The organism is Bacteroides sp. CAG:633 (assembly GCF_000435115.1).
Classification (GTDB): domain Bacteria; phylum Bacteroidota; class Bacteroidia; order Bacteroidales; family Bacteroidaceae; genus Bacteroides; species Bacteroides ndongoniae.
In genome coordinates this window covers 1-20,085 of the sequence record NZ_FR883089.1, presented here as the reverse complement: position 1 = coordinate 20,085, position 20,085 = coordinate 1, and the positions used below count along the sequence as shown (strand labels likewise).

Here is a 20,085-nt window from a genome sequence, read left to right as displayed (position 1 = left end):
GTTTTTTCTTCTAACGTCATACGGCTGAGTGCGTCTTTGATTCTCAGTTCTATTGGTTGATTCTCATCCAGATATACAGGCAGTGCATCGTTTTGAGCTTTCAGGCAAGTACACGTTACGGTAAGCAGGCCTATCATAAGAAACTGTTTCTTGTTCATATTCTTTTTATTTTTAAGTGTTATACATGATATATATCGGATCAAAGTATTTATGACTATATATACTATATATTTTGCAGTTTAGGTTAAAGCTGTATTTTCTGTAAGCTACCATTGTATGTGATGGTGATCCCTTTGGCTTTGTCATTGAATGCTTGGGGATTGTTTTTGCTTACCGGGATGATTTCGAAAGTCCGTTCCTGAAGCATTCCGTCAAATTCTCCCTTTCGCTCACCAATAATAAGCTGGTGGCTTGTCTCATCATATGTCATAGGAATGAGGGCATATCTGTTCTTTTCGTAATTGTAATTAGTGCCTTCATCTTCGTATAACGTAAATGAGGCATTGGCTCCCTGATAGACATATAATTTGATGGAATCTGCTTTCTTCTCATCGGTATATTGAATTTCGGGACCAAAAGGTATGATTGAACCTGCACGAACAAACAAAGGAATACGTTCGTATGGGGCATCTACATTCTTTCTTATTCCTCCTTTTTGCAATTCTCCGGTATAGAAGTCGTACCAGTCGGACGATTTGGGGAAATAAATTTCACGGCTTCGTGCTTCGTACTGGTATACAGGAGAGACCATGATGGAAGGACCGAACATAAATTGGTCGCCTATATTGTTTACATTTTCATCAGCAGCGAAGTCCATCACCAATGGGCGCATGATTGTATAATCGTTGAGCCAAGTCATGCCAGCAAGGGTGTAAATGTAGGGCATTAACCTGTAGCGGAGTTTGGTATAGTAAACAACGGAATTATATGCAGGGTGTCCTTCGGGAGCAATTTCCCAGATTTCACGGAAAGGATATTGGCCATGAGCACGGAACAGAGGACAAAAAGCGCCGAATTGGTACCAGCGTGTATTGAGTTCGCGCCATTCCTTATAATCTGCATTCTCTTTTTGGGTTTTATTCCATTCCGTTTGGCCTTTTACATATCGGCTTTCTACGCAAAAGCCTCCGATATCCATTGTCCAATAGGGGATGCCACTTACAGAGAAGTTTAAACCGGCTGTAATTTGTGCTTTCATATCTTCCCAACGGGTTGCAATGTCGCCACTCCAGGTAGCTGTGGAATATCGCTGAAGACCAGCAAATCCGGAACGGGTCAGCAGGAACACACGTTTATTGTTGTCTACGCTACGCTGGCCGTTGTAGATGGCTTCGGCATTCATCAGTGCATAAGCATTGAAATATTCGGCAGAAGGCCCTAAGGCAGTAGGTCCGCATAAGTCTTTGCGGTATTGCATGTCGGTACAATCTCTGATGTTAGGTTCACTGGCATCCATCCACCAGGCATCGATATTGAGCGGATAATAATGTTCGTACATTTGCTTCCAGAATAATTTACGTGCATCGGCATTGTAGGCATCGTAGAAGCCGTAGTGGTAGCCGGGACCTACCCAGTCTCTCAGACTGTCTTTTACAGACTGCTGATAAATCCATCCGTTCCTATCGAATTCTTTATAATGTTCGGTATTAATGTAGAACTTAGGCCATACGGAAATCATCATACGCCCGTTCATGGCATGGATAGAGTCGACCATTGCTTTGGGATCGGGGAAAAATTGCTTGTCGAATTCATGACTTCCCCATGCATTTTCCGGCCAGTGATTCCAGTCTAATACAATGTTGTCGATAGGAATGCGGCGCTCGCGGAACGTCTTAAAGGCAGTAAGCATCTCATCGGCAGTTTTGTATCTTTCCCTGCTCTGCCAGTAACCCATGGCCCATTTGGGCATGATGGGAGCTTTTCCCGTTAGGGTACGATAGCCGCTGATGACATCGTCCATATCATTTCCGGCAATGAAATAGTAATCGAGCTGTTGGGTCATTTCGCTCCACCAGGACTGTTTACCTTGTTCATGAGGATCTACCGGACTTAAAACCCGTAAACCGGAGTAAGAGACAGAACCGTCTGGTTCCCATTCTACTTTCAAGGGAACTTTCTTACCTGCTGTAAGGTTTACAGAGAATTTGTAGCTGTTGGGATTCCATGCTGTACGCCAACGTTCGGGTACGACTAGTTTGTTGTCGATGTAGACTTTAGTGTATCCGGCATAGTATAAGATGAATTTGAATTCTCCACTTTGCGAAGGTTCAATTGTTCCTTCGAAACATACTTTGGAACCCATGAATGGAAATCCTTCTGGCAAGTTTATGACTTTCGACAAGTCTTCGCGTTTTAAATGCTCAAAGTACAAGGAAGGCTCACGACGTACCAACGTTTCTTTTCCCGAATGTTCAGATGGTATATAGGTGCCGGTCAGGGCGCCTTCTTTTCCATCTTTATCGTACAGCTTGAACACTTCTCCCAATTGTGAATAATCATTCGGATTACCGAAACGGCATAGGGAGTAACTGTCCAGCAGAATACCATAATTTTTATTGGATACAATAAATGGCACAGATACTTTGGTGTTGTATTGGAATAGTTCTTCGTTCTTTCCTTTGTAATTGAATTCTTCGGACTGATGTTGTCCCAATCCGTAAAAAGCTTCATTGTCCGGTGACTCGAATACCTGACGGATCGTGTAACCTTTACGACCTTCTATCTCTATTGGTGTAAAATGTTTTCCTCCCCCTTTGTTCTCTTGGAGGATTAATTTTCCGTTTTTATCTGTGAACCATACTTCGCCGGTTGAGCTGAGCACACTGGCCTTGACTTCTTGAGTCGAGACGGATATTGTATCTCCTGATTGCAGAACTGTGAATGGAACTTGTTCTTCTGGAGGAATGGCGATCAGACTTTTCTCTTTACTGAATTCTCCCAGAGGAGTAGCAGATACATGAATAAGTTTTTCGCCTACAACCTGGAGACGTACCAATTGCGGCTGATTCTCGCTCTTTTGTTGTATTCTGACAATAACTCCGTTTTCGGTAGGTTGAAAGACTTTGTCGTTGCAGGAGCCTAGTAGTAGTCCTGTCAGTAAGCAATAAGAAAACAGTTTTATTTTCATGGTTGTAAGATGGTTTATTTATTATTATAAAAGAATTCTATAGGCTGATACAAAGATAAGAAAATAAGTCCTTTATAAATAGGTATAAATAGTAACAAAGAGTGCGCTAATCATAACAGAGAGGGGGAAAATAAATAAAATATAGCTTCCTGAAGGGGGAAACACTGCTTTAATTATCATTTTATACTGTTTTTGTTATGCAATAACACTAGGGTAAACAGATCTTATTTTTTATTTTTGTCCAAAACACATGGCTATGAAGAAAATCTTATTCTTATTATTGAGTTTTGTTCTGATGTCTTCATACTCATCAAGCGCATCGGTCGTAGTGGAGAGTCGGGAACAGCATCATCCGAAAAACTATTCTATAATGTATATGAAAGATGGAGAACCTGTAGACAAGCATGCGGATCAAAAACTCTTATATTCTTTATGGAAGGAGCTTTTTATACTGGATATTCAATTCAAGTTTGTCGGCCCAGATATTGTAGATACAAGGATAGGCAAGATGAATTATGCTCAATTGTCTGAGGATTCGAAGTCTTGTAATAAGGCAGAAAGGCTGGAAAAACTTGTAGCCGAATATCAACCTGATATTGTTCTGTTAGATATAGTCAAATGCGATGACACTTTGAAGAGTGATTACTCTAAAAGTTGGGCTTCGGTAATTACAGATATGTTGCAGGCTAATTCAAATGTTAAAATAATTCTGTCTAAAACAGGGCTGGGAAGTGAGTATGTGTCACATATTGCAGGGCTACCGATGACATCTGGAATGCCTTCAAATGATAGGATATTATGGGTTGACTCTAATATTACGTTTGAAAGCGTTCATAAGAAGCAGTTTTCTGATAATAAAAGTAACGAAACTTGTGTGGTTGGGGAAAAGGCAAAAGTTTGGGCAGACGGTATTACTCGGTTAGTGCATAAGACGACGAAAGCTTATACTCCACAAATCTATTCATATAAAGCAATTGCAGAGGGTGATTCTTTGACTCTTCATGTTTTTGAGGATAGAAAGTTGAAAACTGCATCCGTTAAGCCTGCCATTGTATTTTTCTTTGGAGGGGGATGGAGCTATGGCACTCCTTTGCAATTTTATAGGGAATGTTCTTATTATGCTTCAAAAGGATATGTGGCAATAGCTGTGGACTATAGAATTAATTTTTTGCACCATACGACTCCTTTCCACAGTTTTGATGATGCTAAAGATGCTATCCGTTGGATAAAGAAACATGCACAGGAACTGCATGTTGATTCTACAAGAATTGTGGCCGCAGGAGCGTCTGCTGGTGGGCAATTGGCTGCGGCTTTGGGGACTGTATCTAATATCTCCGAGGGAGATACAGAATCATATATCCCGGATTTATTATTGTTGTATTATCCGGTTATTGATAATAGTCCGCTAGGATATGGACCTAAATTGATGAAAGATAATTATCAGAAGATCTCTCCTCTGCATAATATTAATTCCAAGACTCCGCCAACTTTGCTCTTGGTAGGAACTAAAGATCAGTATGTCCCTGTAGAAACGTGTGAAGCGTACAAAGCGAAGATGGATTCTTTGGGGATAGATTGCGAATTGCATTTGTTTGAAGATCTGGGACATCCACTTTTCTTATATCGTGAGCCGTTGACTTCCATCTTTTATGAAATAAGGAAGTATACAGATGCTTTTTTGCAAAAACATGGTTATTATTAAAATGAGAGTAAATTGCTAACTTTGCACAGACGAAGGGTATTTCTTCTCCACTTTCTTGATATAAATCCAAAGTGCAATTACAGCAGTGACAAAAGCAAAAAAGTCTGATACAGGCATGCTGGTCCATACTCCATCCAATCCTAAAAATCGGGGGAAGAATATCAGTCCAGGCAATAGATATAATAATTGTCTGGTTAGAGAGAGGAATATGCTGATTTTGGCCATACCGATACTTTGAAAGAAGTTACCTATGACAATTTGTGCACCTACAAATGGAAATATGGCTATGCAAATGCGTACTCCGTGCGAAGCCATGTCGATGAGATGCTTGTCACTGGTGAAAACAGCCGAAACGGCATGAGGAAACAATTCACAGATGATGAACCCGGAACTTGTGATACATACCCCAGTCAGGATACTTAATTTCAAAGTCGCTTTTACCCGTTCGTGTTTCAGTGCTCCGAAATTATATCCTACGATGGGTTGCATACCCATTGTCAGTCCTAATACAATCATGACGTAAAGCACTAACAGGCGGTTGATAATGCCATACGCACCGATTGCCATATCTCCTCCATAGCGTTGCAGACTGTTGTTTACTATAATGACAATGGCACAGGCTGTTACATTCATTAGAAATGGCGACATTCCGATAGAGAAAATGTTGCCGATAATGCGTTTCTTGATTTTCCAGAATCCACGATGCAACTGCACTACACTTGTTTTTTGAATAAAGTGTTGCAGAACCCAAACCATTCCGATAAACTGGGAAATTATGGTAGCTGTTGCTGCTCCACGGATTCCCCATTCGAAGTGGAAAATGAATATAGGAGCCAGAACCACATTGCATATCACTGTTACCAGTGAGGTCAGCATGGCTTTACGTGGATAACCGGTAGCACGCATGATATTATTCAGCCCGATCATGGTGTAAGAAATAGGTGTTCCTAGCAGAATAACTTGCATAAAATCACGGGCATAAGGCAGAGTGTCATTGCTGGCTCCGAAAAATAGAAGTATCTCATCCAGAAAAAGCAAAGATATGCTTCCGAAAAGGATAGAGTTTATCAGGCAAAGTGTCAGTGTGGTAGCTGCAATTTCATTAGCGCCTTTCAGGTCTTGTTGTCCTAAACGGATGGATGAGATGGTAGCCCCTCCGGCTGATACCAATGTACAGAATGCTACAACGAGATTCATAAGTGGAAAAGTAATGGCAAGGCCAGCAATACCCATGGCTCCTACACCATGACCTATAAAAATGCTGTCGATGATATTATACAGCGAGGTGATGGTCATACCGATAATGGCAGGGATAGAGTATTGCAGAAGCAGTTTGCCTATGCGTTCAGTTCCTAATATATGGGGATCGTTCATAGCTCGTTTCTATACATTGTATTTTTTATATCTGATTACAATATGATTTTCAGTATTTTTCCACTGTATCCTTTTACTGAAATATCTGTAGCCTTATAGGGCAGCAGGCTGATGTCTTCTTCTTCTCCACTAATTAAATCTTTTGCACGATATTGGGGATTTTGTGGTATCTGCAGAAAATTGAAGGCATGTGTCGGTATGTTGATGGCAAGATCCATGGACATATGATCGAAATTGACAACAATGATAAGCAATTCGTTTTCATATTTGCGCAAGAAAGCATATTGTCTGTGCTCATTAAAACGCCAACCGTTTATGTTAGCATACATCAAGTCGAAGAAGTCTCCTTGTGAGATTGCTTTTTCTTCATTGCAAAGAGTCAAGACACGCTGATAAATGGAATACAAGGCTTTTTGTTCATCTGTAAGCATATTGCCGTCGAATTTTCCTCCGTTACGCCAGCGTCGTATTGTATCTATACTCCAATAGTCGAAGATAGTTGTCCGGCCATCGCGTCCACTGAAGCCTTCGTTATCCATACCGGGTTCTCCAAATTCTTGTCCAAAGTAAATCATCATGGGGTTGGTATTCATGCAGGCCGATACGATTAAGCCTGGGATCGCTTTGAATGGATTGCCGGCAAAAAAATCGGAGGCTATTCGTTGTTCGTCATGATTTTCCAGGAAGTTGAGCATGCGCTTTTCGATTCCTCCCAGATTTTGCCATGCATGAGTGATGGCAGTTGCCGATCCATTATTGCAGATGATGGAGCGCAATGTATCATATAGTCCGACTTTATCGTATAAATAATCGAATTTTCCACGGAACAGATAATTCTTGTATTCGGCAGGATTATAAACTTCGGCAATGAATAGGATCGATGGATATTGTGCTTTTACTTGAGGTATGGCCCATTCCCAAAACTCTACAGGCACCATTTCTGCCATATCGCAACGGAAACCATCGATATTTTTACCAGCCCAGAATAATAGGATATCCAACATCTTAGTCCAGGTATCCGGAATCGGATTAAAATGAGGAGTGTTCCCATTCTGATAGTCTATACCATAGTTCAGTTTTACGGTTTCATACCAGTCATTGATGTTCGGATAAGCATCGAAACGGTTATTGCCTGTTGCTTTGGCCGGGTATTCTTTATATGCTTCGGCAGCAGCTCCTTTCATGTCAAATTGGGCATGGAGCTCAGAGTTCGGTATATAATAAAAATTATTATAGGGACTGAAAGCATAAGCCGGATCATCATTGGCTCCTAATTGAGCTGTTCCGTCGGGCTGGCTGTCCGAATGATACTGGCGTGCTACATGATTGGGTACAAAGTCGATGATAACCTTTAAGTCACATCTGTGTGTGCGCAATACAAGGTTCTCGAATTCTTTCATTCGTCCGGGAATATCTTTGGCTAAGTCCGGATCTACATCGTAGTAGTCTTTGATGGCATACGGCGAACCAGCTTTTCCTTTAACAAATGCCGGATGGTCAGGCCGGATGTTGTAACGACGATAATCGGTTTGGGTTGCATGTTCTATGATGCCTGTATACCATATATGGGTTGCTCCTAGTTTTTTTATTTCGTTTAAGGCTTTTATGGTAAAGTCCGCCATTTTACCGCATCCGTTTTCTGTGATATTTCCATTGTAGATACAATGATTATTATTGTTTCCAAACAGACGTGTGAAAACTTGATAGATGATTGGCTTATTATGATTATCCTTCATTTTATTATGTTTGATTGAAGATTGATACTATGTGAATTAGATTTAGAGTCGGAAGCATACTTTAGCTTTTAGGTTTTCCAGACACTTCCTTTCTCGGACAATGCTTGTGCCAGTATTTCATTGGCTGTATTATAGCCCTGCATGAATATTTCTTCTGCTTTTTCCAATTCTGTATTGCTGTATCCTGCCAAGTTATAAGGCTCTATCAGCAGGTCAGCTTTTTCTCGTTCAGGGAATGAATTGGAACGGAACATGAAATTGTAAGAACGCAAAGCTATGCTTACAATATTCATTTTGTATTTGGTAGCCATGAGCGGGCTGACATTTACTGCGACTACTTTCTCACAGATCCGGCGAATCGTGGAAACTGGCAGGTTCATCATTAAACCACCGTCTACATAATATGTTCCTTCTATTTTTACTGGAGAGAACAGTACCGGCATACAGCAGGAGGCGGCTACCCGTTCTGCTATGTCGCCTTTGTGGAAATGTACGATACGGCCATGGTCTAGATCGGTTGCTGTTATGATAAGGGGAATTTGCAGTTGTTCCAGTTTCTTGGCTTTCAGGTTGCTTCGTAAAAAGTCGATAAACTCGTCCAACTCGAACAGTCCTACTTTGGGTATCACTAATTTTGTCAGGTCCTGAAATTTGTGTCCGGCAAAGTAGTCAAGGACTTTATGGGGTTCGTTCCCATCAGCATAGAAGACACCGGCTAATGCTCCGGCACTGGTTCCTGATATAATGTTAGGATGAATGTCATGTTCCAGTAGTGCCTGCATGACTCCCAAATGTGCAAATCCTTTGATGAATCCACCGCTTAAAGCAAATCCTACAGCATATTTTTTCGTAGACCAGTTATTTGTTATAATTTCCATTTTTCGGGATTTGTATCATTTATTCGGCACGAATTTAATGATTTTCTTGTTTGAATAACGTATAAGAATGGAAATATTTTGGGCAAAGATATGCTTTTTATAATAGGGGGAAACTTATCCGAAGGTTGGCAGATATAAAAAAACGGAACATGAAAGGATTCTCATCCGATCATGTTCCGGTCTATATCGTGATGGATTTATCAGAGATTTCTGAGGGCTTTCAGCAGCAGAAAACCTCCCCACCATTGTATCAGCATTCCTGGGATTCCCATACGAAAGTCCTGAATAGCGAGGTAAAAATCTCCGCACAAAGCCCATTCAAAAGCAGTACCGATGAACTGATAAGCCAGAACAACGATAAGCAGGGTCGCAATAGTTGCTTTTTGTGTATAATGGGCGGTCATGGCGGCAGCGCCTGCCAGCAATGTTGATTTGATCAGAATAGGGAGGAGTACGGAAGTTGCGGGCATGCCGAAAAGCAGGTGATTAATGACAGGTGAAAGCAATGCTGTCAGCAAACCTACCCGGAACCCGTATTTATAAGCTGCAATCAGAGTAAAGAAGTAGATTGGCAGTAATGTCGGTCCACCAGCTGGAATAAGATGGCAGAGCTGTGGCAGAAGGATGTTGCCTGCTATAAATAAGAAGGCAAACAAGTATGTCTTTATGTTTCCGAAAGACAATGAGTAAAATCTTGCATTTGTTTCCATATTTCGGTGTGATATTAAGATTTATATTTTGATAAGTTCGTATTCCATTGTTCCCAAACCGATTTTCTCGGCGTGGCGAAGTCCTGCTAACCAGTCGGTATCGGGATGTATTATATGGAATTTGTCGCATCCGCACAGGTCCTCGTGTTCGTGCTTCTCGCCCAATACGTTGTTGCCGTGTAGGATGGGAGTAGCTATGACCATGTCGGCGCAAGCTTTGTCCAATGCGACAGGGTCGGCTGAAGCCAGCATTCCAAGATCGGGGATGATAGCAGCATCATTATGGTTCCAGCAGTCACACTCGGGTGATACGTTCATAATGAAACTGATATGAAAATGTGGTTTGTCTTTTACTACAGCCAAAGCATATTCTGCAATTTTGTAGTTCAACCGTTCTGAGGTGTCCCAATCGCTGACGACGGCAGCATCATGTTGGCATAAGGCAACACATTGGCCACAGCCGACGCATTTTGTATAGTCTATTTCGGCTTTGCGGTCCGCATTCAGATGCACGGCGTCGTGGGCACAATGCTTTACACAGATGTTGCATCCGATGCAGTTGTTTGTATTAATCTTGGGTTGCGATGCTGCGTGCAATTCCAGTTTCCCGCCTACACTGGCACATCACATTCCCAGGTTCTTCAGTGCACCGCCGAAGCCCGCCTGTTCATGTCCTTTGAAGTGGTTCATGCTGATAATCACATCTGCATCGGCAATGGCTGTACCGATTTTGGGAGCAGGACAGTATTCACCGTTTAAAGGAATTTCACGGTAATCTGTACCTTTCAGACCGTCTCCTATAATAACCTGACATTGTGCCGATATAGGATTGAATCCATTTTCCATGGCACTTTGTAAGTGGTCTACTGCATTCGAACGGCGTCCGCTATATAATGTGTTACAGTCGGTCAGAAAAGGCTTTGCACCCAGTTGGCGAAGCAGGTTTGCCATACGTGCAGCATAGTTAGGACGTATATATGCCAGGTTTCCAGGTTCACCAAAGTGAATTTTGATAGCTGTAAAGCTATCTTTTAAGGGAAGCTGCGCAATACCGGCACGTTTCAACAGGCGTTCCATTTTGTCCAGCAGGTTTGATGTTGGAGAAGTACGCAAATCCGAATAATATACTTTTGCTTTTTCCATATTAATACCTATTAATGGTGATAATCTCTGCAAAAATAGCGGATTAAATTAAGAATAAGTAGGTATTATTCTAAAAAAAGTGCCATAGCGGACCGTTCCCTTGACCAATTTGCATGTTTTTCCCTCGATTGATGGCCTGATAAACATATTGTTTGGCTTGTCTGACAGCCTCTTCCATGGGATTTTCGTAGGCCAATTGTGTGGCGATGGCCGACGAAAGTGTGCAACCGGTTCCATGCAGATTATGGCTTTCAATTTTGGCTACATTATAGCGATATATGTTTTCCCGATGGAACAGGACATCACACATTTCGTTTCCTTCCAGGTGCCCGCCTTTTACGAGTACTGAAATTCCATAACGATGGGCAAGAGTTTGTGCGGCTTCTTCCATGTCGTTTATACTGTTTATTGTGTTACCGGTCAGCAGTGCTGTTTCGTGCAGATTGGGAGTGATGAGCGTACATAGGGGAAACAGCTTTTCGCAGATAGCTTGTATGGTTTCTTCAGTCATCAACCGGCGCCCACTGGTAGAGATCATGACCGGATCGTAGACAACATGTGGAGGGCGGTATATTTGCAGGCAATCAGTAATGGCTGTAACAATATTTGCATCGTGTACCATACCTATTTTAACGGCATGAGGGGGGAGGTCGTCCATCACAGATTCTATCTGACGTCGTACTGTCTCATCTGTTTGTGGATAGACGGCTTGTACGCCTTGGGTATTTTGGGCAGTGATGGCTGTTATGACGGTAGCGGCATATCCTCCTAAGGCTGAAATGGTTTTTGTGTCGGCCTGAATGCCTGCACCCCCCGAGCAGTCAGAGCCTGCAATGGACAGGATGATTGGTGTGAAAGCGGCTTGCCGCAGGCGAAGAAAATGAGGTATGAAGTCATTGCCTAAATGATTCCAGATATCGCCCAACAAAACGGCACCTCCGAAGCCGAATTGTTTTATGTCGTTCATTCGTTCGCTATCGAGCCCTCCTAATGCCATGACACGGGAATCGATGATGCCTTGTCGGTGGGCTTCTTGCAACTGGTTGGCTGTGAAAGCCGACGAATAGCCGGCTTTGGATATACTGTCGAAGATGGGGCTAAGGAATACGTAATTGCAGGATGGCTTGTGTTGCTTAACCTCTTCTAACGAGTGACAGGAGCAACTGATATGTCCTTTATAGTCTTGGGGAACATGGGGATTACGCCTGTTTAAATGTATACCTTTCAGGTGGTATCGGTTGACTAACTGAAAATGTTCGTGAACAACAATGCGCGAATGATATTCTTCGGGTATCTTGTCAAGTAGACTTTCAATTTCTGTAATGTCAGATTCTGGCTTTCGCAAATGAAGAATTTCCAGATCATAGTAGAACAAGGTGGTGATAGCTTCCGCTTCGCCAGGGAAGAAGTCGGAACGGGTGATAACAATCAGTTTCATAGTCAACTTGTTTGTAAAACTCAATACGGTGTTGGGTAGTTAGTTGGTTTGTAGGGGCGCATATCGGTATGTAATCAGAATGCTAATTGGTAAGTCTGGAGGGTTCTCAGATCGATGGTCCATAACTTTTCTGATAATACATCTCCGTATCCGCAGACAATTTTCAGTACTTCATTGGCTTCCATACTTCCTACTACGGCAGGGGTAATACCTATTACAGATGAATCTGGTGTCAACTGAAGCATGTTGGCTTCGGCTGGGTAGAGATCACGGTAGGTACGTGGTTGTTTGCCGTAATTGAATACGGAAACCTGGCCTTCGAATCCCTGAATAGCACCATAAACATAAGGCTTTCCCAGTCGGGAGCTGACATCGCTTATCAGGTAGCGGGTGGTAAAATTGTCGCATCCGTCTATTACGATGTCGTATTCTGCGATCAGCTTTTCGGCATTCAGGCGGGTTAGCCTTGTCTGATAGGTGTGTATGGATGTTTGGCTGTTCAGTTCATGCAAGCGTCGGGCAGCACAAATTACTTTGGGTTGTCCTACTTCAGCTTCGCTGTATAACACTTGGCGTTGCAGGTTACTTAAGCTGACAACATCATCATCAATCAGGCCGATTGTTCCTATACCGGCTGCTGTCAGGTAGAGGGCGATAGGAGCGCCAAGTCCGCCTACACCTATAATAAGGACACGTGCGCGCGAAAGGCGTTCCTGTCCGGTTTCACCTATTTCAGGCAAAGCGGTTTGTCTGGTATACCGTGAGGTCATGGCTATTATTTTTTGAGATTTTTATCTATGGTAAAGGAATGGGACATCTTTGTGATTGGTAGTATCACAAGTGTACCATTCCTTGTATTACAGAAAATAGATTATTTGGAACCGAACAAGTCAAAACTTGAATCCCAGTCTTTCCATACCGGTTCGCGTCCGATGTGTTTCAGGGCAGCATTTACTTCTACCGCCGTACGGTCGTCGCTGATGTGGAATTGTTCCAATGCTTGTGGATAGGTATAATATCCTCCGGGTTCGGTCTTGCTTTCAGCACTCATGGTAGTCACTCCGAGTGCAGCCATGTGATCACGGATGTAAGCCGGTTCGCGGGTCGAGTACGAAATATCCACGTCGTGGTCGAAAATGCGCATAGCAAAGGTTACTTGTGCCAGTTCACGGTCGCTCATAATGACGTTGGGTTGAAAGCCTTCGTTTTCGGCCGGGCGCATACGCGGGAAGTTGACGCTGTATTTCGTCTTCCAGTAATGTTTTTGCAGGTAACGCAGATGGTACGCCATCATAGTGATGTCCGTGCGCCATTCTTTTTCCAGACCAATCAGTACTCCCATACCAATGGAGTGAACGCCAGCTTGTCCCATGCGGTCGAATCCGTTAACACGCCACTCAAACTTCGATTTCATGCCACGCGGATGATAGATGTTGTAGTGAGCTTTGTTGTATGTTTCCTGAAAGCAGATGACTCCGTTCAGCCCATGTTCTTTCAGCTCGGCATATTCTTCCGTTTTAAGAGGCATTACCTCGATTTTCAGGTTCGAGAAGTAAGGTTTGGCCAGGTCGAGTGCACGGGCTATGTAAGGTACGCCGGCTTTGGCGGGGTTTTCGCCCGTTACCAGCAGCAGGTTCTCGAAGGGTGCCAGCTTTTTGATGGCTTTGTATTCGTTCACAATCTCTTCTTCAGTCAGAATGGTGCGTGCCATCGGGTTACTGATATGGAACCCGCAATAGACGCATGAGTTCGTACACGAGTTGGTGATGTAAAGAGGTATGAACATGGATATGGTCTTGCCGAAACGTTCTTCGGTATACTTCTTGCTCAGTTGTGCCATGGGTTCCAGGTATTTGCTGGCGGCGGGTGACACAAGTGCCATGAAGTCATCTACATCGCAGTGCTCTTTGCCGAGGGCGCGAAGCACATCGTTTTCGGTTTTCGAGTAGATGGCTTTGGTGGTTTCCTCCCAATCTATTTTTTCAAGTTCTTCTGAAAACATTTGGTTCAGTGAATAATTAAAAGTTAAAAATTAAAAGTTGTGATTGGTGTTTAATTATTAATTTCTTTAAGATCCCGACTCAGCTTCATGGCACAGAAGTTGGGACCGCACATCGTGCAATACTCGCCGTCGGTATGGCGTCCTTCGTTGAAGTATTCCAATGCACGGTCGGGGTCGAGACTCAGGTGGAACTGGTCGCGCCAGCGGAATTCGTAGCGGGCTTTACTCAAGGCATTGTCACGGATTTGTGCACCGGGATGTCCCTTGGCTAAGTCGGCTGCATGAGCGGCGATTTTATAGGTGATGACACCGGTACGTACATCTTCTCTATTAGGCAGCCCAAGGTGTTCTTTCGGAGTGACGTAGCACAGCATGGCCGTACCCAACCAGCCTATCTGGGCCGCACCGATGGCCGAAGTGATGTGGTCGTAACCAGGAGCAATGTCGGTGACAAGCGGTCCAAGAGTATAGAAGGGGGCATTGTGGCAATGGTCAATCTGTCGTTCCATGTTCTCACGTATTTTGTGCAAAGGAACGTGTCCCGGGCCTTCGATGAATGCCTGAACGTTCTTGTCCCAGGCGCGGAGCACAAGCTCGCCCATGGTATCGAGTTCGGCAAACTGCGCTTCATCGTTGGCGTCAGCTATACAGCCTGGACGCAGACCATCACCCAGTGAGATGGCAACGTCGTACTGAGCCAGAATGTCGCAGATGTCGTCGAAGTGCTCGTAAAGGAAGCTTTCACGATCGTGGATAAGGCACCATTTGCTCATGATACTTCCGCCACGTGAAACGATGCCGCACAAACGCTTGTCGGCCAGATGTACATTCTGACGGCGTATGCCGGCATGGATGGTGAAGTAGTCTACTCCCTGTTCGCATTGTTCGATGAGGGTGTCGCGATAGATTTCCCACGTCAGGTCTTCCACTCGTCCGTTTACTTTCTCCAAAGCCTGATAGATAGGTACAGTACCTACGGGTACAGGGCAGTTGCGTATAATCCATTCGCGTGTTTCGTGGATGTTGGCTCCGGTAGAGAGATCCATCAGGGTATCACCTCCCCAGCGACAGCTCCATACGGCCTTATCTACTTCTTCGTCGATGCTCGATGTCGTAGCTGAATTACCGATGTTGGTATTGATTTTCACCAGGAAGTTGCGTCCGATAATCATCGGTTCGCTTTCTGGGTGGTTGATGTTGGCAGGCAATACGGCGCGTCCGGCTGCTATTTCATCGCGGACAAACTCGGGGGTGATGTAGGTGTCGATGCCCAGTTCACGGCAATTCATATTTTCGCGGATGGCCACATACTCCATTTCGGGGGTGATGATACCTGCCTTGGCATAGGCCATCTGGGTAATGTTTTTACCTGCTTTGGCGCGGTAGGGCAGGGCGATGTGCTCGAAGCGCAGGTGGTCGAGGCTCTTGTCGTCGCGGCGCATCTTTCCGTATTCTGAGGTGATGGAGGGCAGCTGTTCTACGTCACCCCGACCGGTTATCCAGCTTTCGCGCATACGGGGCAATCCTTTTTTCAGGTCAATCTCAATATCTGGATCGCTGAAGGGACCACTGGTGTCGTAGACATAGACGGGGGCATTGGGTGTCATCACTTTCTCGCCGTCGACAATTGTCACGGTGGGGGTGAGGTTGACTTTCTGCATTCCTACCTTTATATAAGGATAAAGAGTGCCCTGCATGTAGGCTTTCTCTGCATGAGCGTACGCTCTTTTATCTTGTTCTTTCATTTATGGAATTAAAAATTAAAAGTTAAAAATTAATAGTGGGGGAGTCGTGGCTCCTTCGTTTTTAATTTCTCATTATTCATTCTTAATTGTTTAAGAAGGCTGTCAGTGGCGATGAGGCCGATGCAACCAGGTCGGCTGCTTGTGTGCCCAGTCCGGCTTCGTAGGCACGGCGTCCGGCTATGACGGCTTCTTTGAAAGCGATAGCCATTTCTACAGGATTGCCGGCTACGGCGATGGCTGTGTTCACCAGGCAAGCAGCTGCACCCATTTCCATGGCTTCGGCAGCATGGCTGGGAGCACCGATACCGGCGTCTACTACGACGGGCACGTTGCTCTGTTCGATGATGATGCGCAGGAAGTCGCGTGTTTGCAGTCCTTTGTTGGTTCCGATGGGGGCTGCCAGTGGCATCACTGTTGCAGCACCAGCTTCTTCAAGGCGCTTACACAGGGTAGGGTCGGCCTGACAGTAAGGCAGTACGACGAATCCCAGCTTCACCAGCTCTTCGGTTGCTTTCAGTGTCTCGGTAGAGTCGGGGAGCAGGTAACGAGGGTCTGGGTGGATTTCCAACTTCAGCCAGTTGGTACCAAAAGCCTCGCGTGCCATTTGGGCAGCGAATATAGCTTCTTCGGCATTGCGTACCCCCGAGGTGTTAGGTAACAGTTGTATGTGCGGATGTACAATGTGCCGCAACATGTCGTCGTCTTTGTTTTCCAGTTCGATGCGCTTCATGGCTACGGTAACCATTTCGGTGCCCGATGCCAGGATGGATTGTTCCATTACTTCGTTCGAGTTGAATTTTCCTGTTCCCAGGAAGAGGCGGGAGTCGAACTCACGTCCCGCGATGACTAGTTTTTCCATATCGAGTATTTTTATTTATTGAATTGCGAATTTATTTTTTTAGGAGTTATACAGGCCCCTTTCGACTAAAATTATCTGTCACGGATTACACGGAATGCATGAACCTCGTTTTTAATTTTTAATTATTCATTTTTAATTCTCGGCACACCGACTGCATCTCCTCCACCGGATTATTGGCTCGCAGAATACTACCCGACAGGGCAATGCCGCTGATGCCGGTTTCCATTAAGGCGGGAATGTCTGCATTGGTGATACCCCCAATAGCTACTATGGGCAGACTGATGCCTTCCTGCTGCATGTGGCGGACGATGCCGGCGTAGCCTTCCAGTCCCAGTATGGGGCTGAGGTTCTTCTTGGTAGTGGTGTAGCGGAAGGGACCGCACCCGATGTAGTCAGCTCCCGAGCGGTAGTGTGCCCTTACATCGTCGATGGTGTTGGCTGTGCCGCCTATGATGCAGTCATCGCCCAGCAGGTGCCGTGCCTCTGCTATGGGCATATCGTTCTTGCCCAAATGGACGCCGTCGGCATGGATGCGTCCGACCAGTTCTACATGGTCGTCGATGAGGAAGGTGGCGCCGTAACTGTGGCACAGGTCGGCGGCCTCTAATCCTGTACGTATTATCTCGTCGGCTGTGGCATCCTTCATGCGTAGCTGTATCCAGCGGCATCCGCCTTCGAGAGCCAGGCGTACCGAGTCGAGGTAGCTGTATTGGTCGGTATAGTGTGTGATGAACTGCAAACGAGCGTTCATCATTCGTTGTTCTTTCTCTGCCATAGGATTTTGAGTTTATGAGTCTTTAAGTTTTTGAGTTTTTAAGTTCTTTAGTTTTTAAGTTGTTTGTTTTTGGGTTTTGAGTTAAAGTAAAGCAGTAACTTTAACTTAATAACTTATAAACTCAAAAACTTAAAAACTCAAAATTCTTCCATTATCCGCCGCAAGCGGCTTTGATGATGACGACCGAGGCTCCTTCGGTCAGCTGATAATTTTCCCATTCGGTGCGTGGCACCATGCGGTTGCTTACGGCCACGGCTACACCACGGTCGGGCAGCGACAGTTCTTCGGCCAGCTGACGGAGAGTCGTGGCATTGGTGTCGATTTCCTGATTGTTAACGGTTATTTTCATATGGTTTTAAGTTTTTGAGTTTTTAAGTTTTTAAGTTTTTAAGTTTTTAAGTTCTTAAGTTCTTAAGTTTTGTGGGGGGAGTTTTTTGAGTTTATGAATTTGCAGGTTTATAAGCCATTGTTTTACTTCGGACTTATGTCCTCAGAAACTTAAAAACTCAAAAAGGTGCGGGCAGATGCTTTGGTAAGTATGCGATGATATCCAATTCCTACGACAGTGCTAACTGTATCAGGTTCGAGGGTATGATCTCAGCCCGTCGGGGCACCCCTTTGTCTCTCAGCGGCAAAGATAAGGAAAAAAATGAAATATCCGATTGCTTTTTTTCATACTTTTGCCTCTGTTTTTAGTAAAGATGTAACTGTTATGGTGTTGCAAACTCCCGAACTATATTATGCGGCAGCCGGGCTGGTGCTTGTGTGCTCGTCGTTGTTTTGTGCTTTTGTGCGCTGTTTTCATATGTGTCGTCCTTTCGACAAGCAAGAATCCTATTTCTATCCGGCACGCAGGCTCATGACGTTTATTTTTGCCTGTTTTGCCCTGCCGGGGGTATGGCTGTGCCGGATGGACAGTGCGGATGCGTGGCTGTTTGTGCGTGTGTTTTTTGTCCTGTTTTTGCCGGTGGCCGGTATCCTGTCGTTCCGCCGCTATTTCTTTGCCGGTGTGCGTCGCCGCTGGCTGTACTTGGCGGTGGCGGGGGTGCTGCCTTTGCTGCTTATTGCGGTGCTTTGGGTGTTCGCCTGGATGGGAGGCGACGTGCTGTGGCGTCGTGCCGATGTAGTTCTGCCGTGTGTGGGTGCTTATGCGCTGCTGCTGACGGTCGGAATGGTGCGTACTACGTGGTGGCTTTGCCTCCAGATACGCAAGCATCAGTACGAGGAGTATTCGAACGAAGACGACTTTCCCATGCGTTTTGCCCGATTGGTAGTTTTCTTTCCTCTTATTTATATTGTAGCCGCCTGGGTGCTTTTCTTTACCGGGAGCCATACCTATAACATGTATCTACAGTTGAGTATTGCCGTGATGCATGTGGTCATCCTGCTGCAGATTCTGCATCCGCAACGGCATGAATGCCGGCAGGCGGTAGGCGAGGCGGAGGCTTTTGTAGAGCAGAAGGTGGAGACATTGCTGACCGAACAGAAGGCGTTGGAGGATGACGTCCGTTCTTCGTGGAGCCTGTCGGCCGAGGTGAAGGATGGTTTGGAGGTGAAGATACGTGCTGTGTTGACGGAGCAGCAGCTTTACCTGAACCCGAATTTGAAGTTAGATGACCTGGCAGCGGCGGTGAAGAGCAACAGGAAGTATGTGTCGCTTGTGATGAACGAACGTTTCGGCTCGTTCTACAAGGAACTGAACCGGCTGCGGGTCGAGGCTGCCTTGGAGTATAAAAAGAAGAATCCGGCAGCAACCCGCGAAGAGGTGGCTCTTCACAGCGGCTTTGCTTCGGTGAAAACCTATAGTCGCAACCTCGACGCATACCGGAAGGGAAAAGAATAAGAGCCGCACCTGCGGATGCCTTCTGTCAGGGCAGAAGGGGGAGGACAATGGAACGAAATTCGGCTTATTGTCCCTTCTGCGAGGTATTTTTCCTTAAATTGTCCCGTAAGTTTTCAAGCATTGTCCCGCCGCTTTGGTAGGATTGGTCTAATTTTGACCCGTCTTAACCAAACGAGAATTTGACAGTGCAAACAAGCGTTTATATAGCAGATATGGAGAACAGGCACAAAGCCACCCTTTGCGACATAGGCTTTATGTCTGCTTTTTTTGCGAATAAACGTGCACAAAACTATGCTGAAAATTTGGATATGTGTGATTTTTGTATAAACACACATGGATTTATCTATACCTTATATATAGTTATCGCACGCGCGATAACGACGGCCAGGAAGCCTGCAAGCCGACGAAGGGAGCGTCTTCTCTCCTCTGCGTGGGTTTGCAGTTTTTTTTGCGTTCCTGTCCTGTCGCTTTCCCCGAATCATCTAAATAAATATTAACGATATGCAAGAGAACAAGAATGAAGAATACACCGGCTTGGGGGCTTACGAGTCTCCACGGTGCGAAGTGATCGAAGTGGAGGTCGAGGCTGGCTTCTTGGCCAGTTTCCCCGACGCGGGGCACGACGGCTTCGGAGACGGAAATGACGACGACATTTGGTAAATTCTTAAATAATAATGATAAGCAATGAGAACAAAGAACATGACCATCGCCGCACTGGCCCTGCTGTTGGCAGCCTGCGGCAACGAAGAAATC

Annotated in this window: 15 protein-coding genes, 2 pseudogenes and 1 riboswitch; of the genes and pseudogenes, 3 read left to right on the top strand and 14 right to left on the bottom strand. The window is 45.0% G+C overall.

What is annotated here, in order from left to right; translation table 11 throughout:
- Positions 1-244: 244 nt before the first annotated feature.
- Entirely contained in the window at positions 245-3,127 is a 2,883-nt protein-coding gene (locus QVP67_RS09460) for a glycoside hydrolase family 31 protein (RefSeq protein WP_022163324.1), read from the bottom strand.
- Between the two features lie 250 nt (positions 3,128-3,377).
- Here QVP67_RS09460 and QVP67_RS09455 point away from each other — a divergent pair, with 250 nt between their 5' ends.
- A complete protein-coding gene (locus tag QVP67_RS09455; RefSeq protein WP_288180075.1) occupies positions 3,378-4,829 on the top strand; it encodes an alpha/beta hydrolase in 1,452 nt (483 codons plus the stop codon).
- 15 nt (positions 4,830-4,844) lie between these two features.
- Here QVP67_RS09455 and QVP67_RS09450 read toward each other — a convergent pair whose 3' ends face one another.
- The 13 genes and pseudogenes from QVP67_RS09450 to thiS all read right to left on the bottom strand — a co-directional run bounded on the left by QVP67_RS09450 (position 4,845) and on the right by thiS (position 17,838).
- Positions 4,845-6,203, bottom strand: coding sequence for an MATE family efflux transporter (locus tag QVP67_RS09450; protein ID WP_022163322.1), 1,359 nt, complete (start codon positions 6,201-6,203; stop codon positions 4,845-4,847).
- A 35-nt stretch (positions 6,204-6,238) separates the two neighbouring features.
- Complete coding sequence (locus QVP67_RS09445; RefSeq protein WP_022163321.1) at positions 6,239-7,939, bottom strand: alpha-amylase family protein; 1,701 nt, start codon at positions 7,937-7,939, stop codon at positions 6,239-6,241.
- A 68-nt stretch (positions 7,940-8,007) separates the two neighbouring features.
- Positions 8,008-8,817 (bottom strand): patatin-like phospholipase family protein, encoded by an 810-nt coding sequence (locus QVP67_RS09440; RefSeq protein ID WP_022163320.1) that lies wholly within the window; start codon positions 8,815-8,817, stop codon positions 8,008-8,010.
- Positions 8,818-9,017: 200 nt separating this feature from the next.
- Positions 9,018-9,527: a hypothetical protein gene (locus QVP67_RS09435; RefSeq protein ID WP_022163319.1), complete on the bottom strand. Its 510-nt coding sequence runs from the start codon at positions 9,525-9,527 to the stop codon at positions 9,018-9,020.
- A 21-nt stretch (positions 9,528-9,548) separates the two neighbouring features.
- Positions 9,549-10,670: pseudogene (locus QVP67_RS09430) on the bottom strand (DUF362 domain-containing protein).
- 70 nt (positions 10,671-10,740) lie between these two features.
- On the bottom strand, positions 10,741-11,541 hold the full coding sequence (gene thiD / locus QVP67_RS09425) for a bifunctional hydroxymethylpyrimidine kinase/phosphomethylpyrimidine kinase (RefSeq protein ID WP_288180078.1): 801 nt from the start codon (positions 11,539-11,541) through the stop codon (positions 10,741-10,743).
- Positions 11,527-12,108, bottom strand: a pseudogene (locus tag QVP67_RS09420) (thiamine phosphate synthase); the annotation flags it as partial. The pseudogene QVP67_RS09420 and the gene thiD, both read right to left, overlap by 15 nt.
- A 74-nt stretch (positions 12,109-12,182) precedes the next feature.
- On the bottom strand, positions 12,183-12,878 hold the full coding sequence (locus QVP67_RS09415) for a HesA/MoeB/ThiF family protein (RefSeq protein ID WP_022163315.1): 696 nt from the start codon (positions 12,876-12,878) through the stop codon (positions 12,183-12,185).
- 101 nt (positions 12,879-12,979) lie between these two features.
- Complete coding sequence (gene thiH, locus QVP67_RS09410; protein ID WP_022163314.1) at positions 12,980-14,110, bottom strand: 2-iminoacetate synthase ThiH; 1,131 nt, start codon at positions 14,108-14,110, stop codon at positions 12,980-12,982.
- 50 nt (positions 14,111-14,160) lie between these two features.
- Positions 14,161-15,855, bottom strand: a complete 1,695-nt coding sequence (thiC, locus tag QVP67_RS09405; protein WP_022163313.1) for a phosphomethylpyrimidine synthase ThiC — start codon at positions 15,853-15,855, stop codon at positions 14,161-14,163.
- An 82-nt stretch (positions 15,856-15,937) separates the two neighbouring features.
- Positions 15,938-16,714, bottom strand: coding sequence for a thiazole synthase (locus tag QVP67_RS09400; protein ID WP_022163312.1), 777 nt, complete (start codon positions 16,712-16,714; stop codon positions 15,938-15,940).
- Between the two features lie 118 nt (positions 16,715-16,832).
- Positions 16,833-17,489 (bottom strand): thiamine phosphate synthase, encoded by a 657-nt coding sequence (locus QVP67_RS09395; RefSeq protein WP_022163311.1) that lies wholly within the window; start codon positions 17,487-17,489, stop codon positions 16,833-16,835.
- 151 nt (positions 17,490-17,640) lie between these two features.
- A complete protein-coding gene (gene thiS / locus QVP67_RS09390) occupies positions 17,641-17,838 on the bottom strand; it encodes a sulfur carrier protein ThiS (RefSeq protein WP_022163310.1) in 198 nt (65 codons plus the stop codon).
- A gap of 188 nt (positions 17,839-18,026) precedes the next feature.
- A riboswitch (TPP riboswitch) is annotated at positions 18,027-18,117 on the bottom strand.
- Between the two features lie 84 nt (positions 18,118-18,201).
- Here thiS and QVP67_RS09385 point away from each other — a divergent pair.
- Complete coding sequence (locus tag QVP67_RS09385) at positions 18,202-19,332, top strand: hypothetical protein (RefSeq protein ID WP_022163309.1); 1,131 nt, start codon at positions 18,202-18,204, stop codon at positions 19,330-19,332.
- 501 nt (positions 19,333-19,833) lie between these two features.
- The gene (locus tag QVP67_RS09380) at positions 19,834-19,992 is read left to right on the top strand and encodes a hypothetical protein (protein ID WP_022163308.1); all 159 of its coding nucleotides are present in this window, start codon (positions 19,834-19,836) and stop codon (positions 19,990-19,992) included.
- Positions 19,993-20,085: the final 93 nt, after the last annotated feature.

Excerpts from the sequence above, each read along its gene's own strand:
- QVP67_RS09460 (WP_022163324.1), bottom strand. The coding sequence starts at position 3,127 with ATGAAAATAAAACTGTTTTCTTATTGCTTACTGACAGGACTACTACTA.
- QVP67_RS09435 (WP_022163319.1), bottom strand. The coding sequence starts at position 9,527 with ATGGAAACAAATGCAAGATTTTACTCATTGTCTTTCGGAAACATAAAG.
- QVP67_RS09450 (WP_022163322.1), bottom strand. The coding sequence starts at position 6,203 with ATGAACGATCCCCATATATTAGGAACTGAACGCATAGGCAAACTGCTT.
- QVP67_RS09380 (WP_022163308.1), top strand. The coding sequence starts at position 19,834 with ATGCAAGAGAACAAGAATGAAGAATACACCGGCTTGGGGGCTTACGAG.
- QVP67_RS09445 (WP_022163321.1), bottom strand. The coding sequence starts at position 7,939 with ATGAAGGATAATCATAATAAGCCAATCATCTATCAAGTTTTCACACGT.
- QVP67_RS09395 (WP_022163311.1), bottom strand. The coding sequence starts at position 17,489 with ATGGCAGAGAAAGAACAACGAATGATGAACGCTCGTTTGCAGTTCATC.
- QVP67_RS09415 (WP_022163315.1), bottom strand. The coding sequence starts at position 12,878 with ATGACCTCACGGTATACCAGACAAACCGCTTTGCCTGAAATAGGTGAA.
- QVP67_RS09440 (WP_022163320.1), bottom strand. The coding sequence starts at position 8,817 with ATGGAAATTATAACAAATAACTGGTCTACGAAAAAATATGCTGTAGGA.
- QVP67_RS09455 (WP_288180075.1), top strand. The coding sequence starts at position 3,378 with ATGGCTATGAAGAAAATCTTATTCTTATTATTGAGTTTTGTTCTGATG.
- QVP67_RS09400 (WP_022163312.1), bottom strand. The coding sequence starts at position 16,714 with ATGGAAAAACTAGTCATCGCGGGACGTGAGTTCGACTCCCGCCTCTTC.
- thiS (WP_022163310.1), bottom strand. The coding sequence starts at position 17,838 with ATGAAAATAACCGTTAACAATCAGGAAATCGACACCAATGCCACGACT.
- QVP67_RS09385 (WP_022163309.1), top strand. The coding sequence starts at position 18,202 with ATGGTGTTGCAAACTCCCGAACTATATTATGCGGCAGCCGGGCTGGTG.
- thiH (WP_022163314.1), bottom strand. The coding sequence starts at position 14,110 with ATGTTTTCAGAAGAACTTGAAAAAATAGATTGGGAGGAAACCACCAAA.
- thiC (WP_022163313.1), bottom strand. The coding sequence starts at position 15,855 with ATGAAAGAACAAGATAAAAGAGCGTACGCTCATGCAGAGAAAGCCTAC.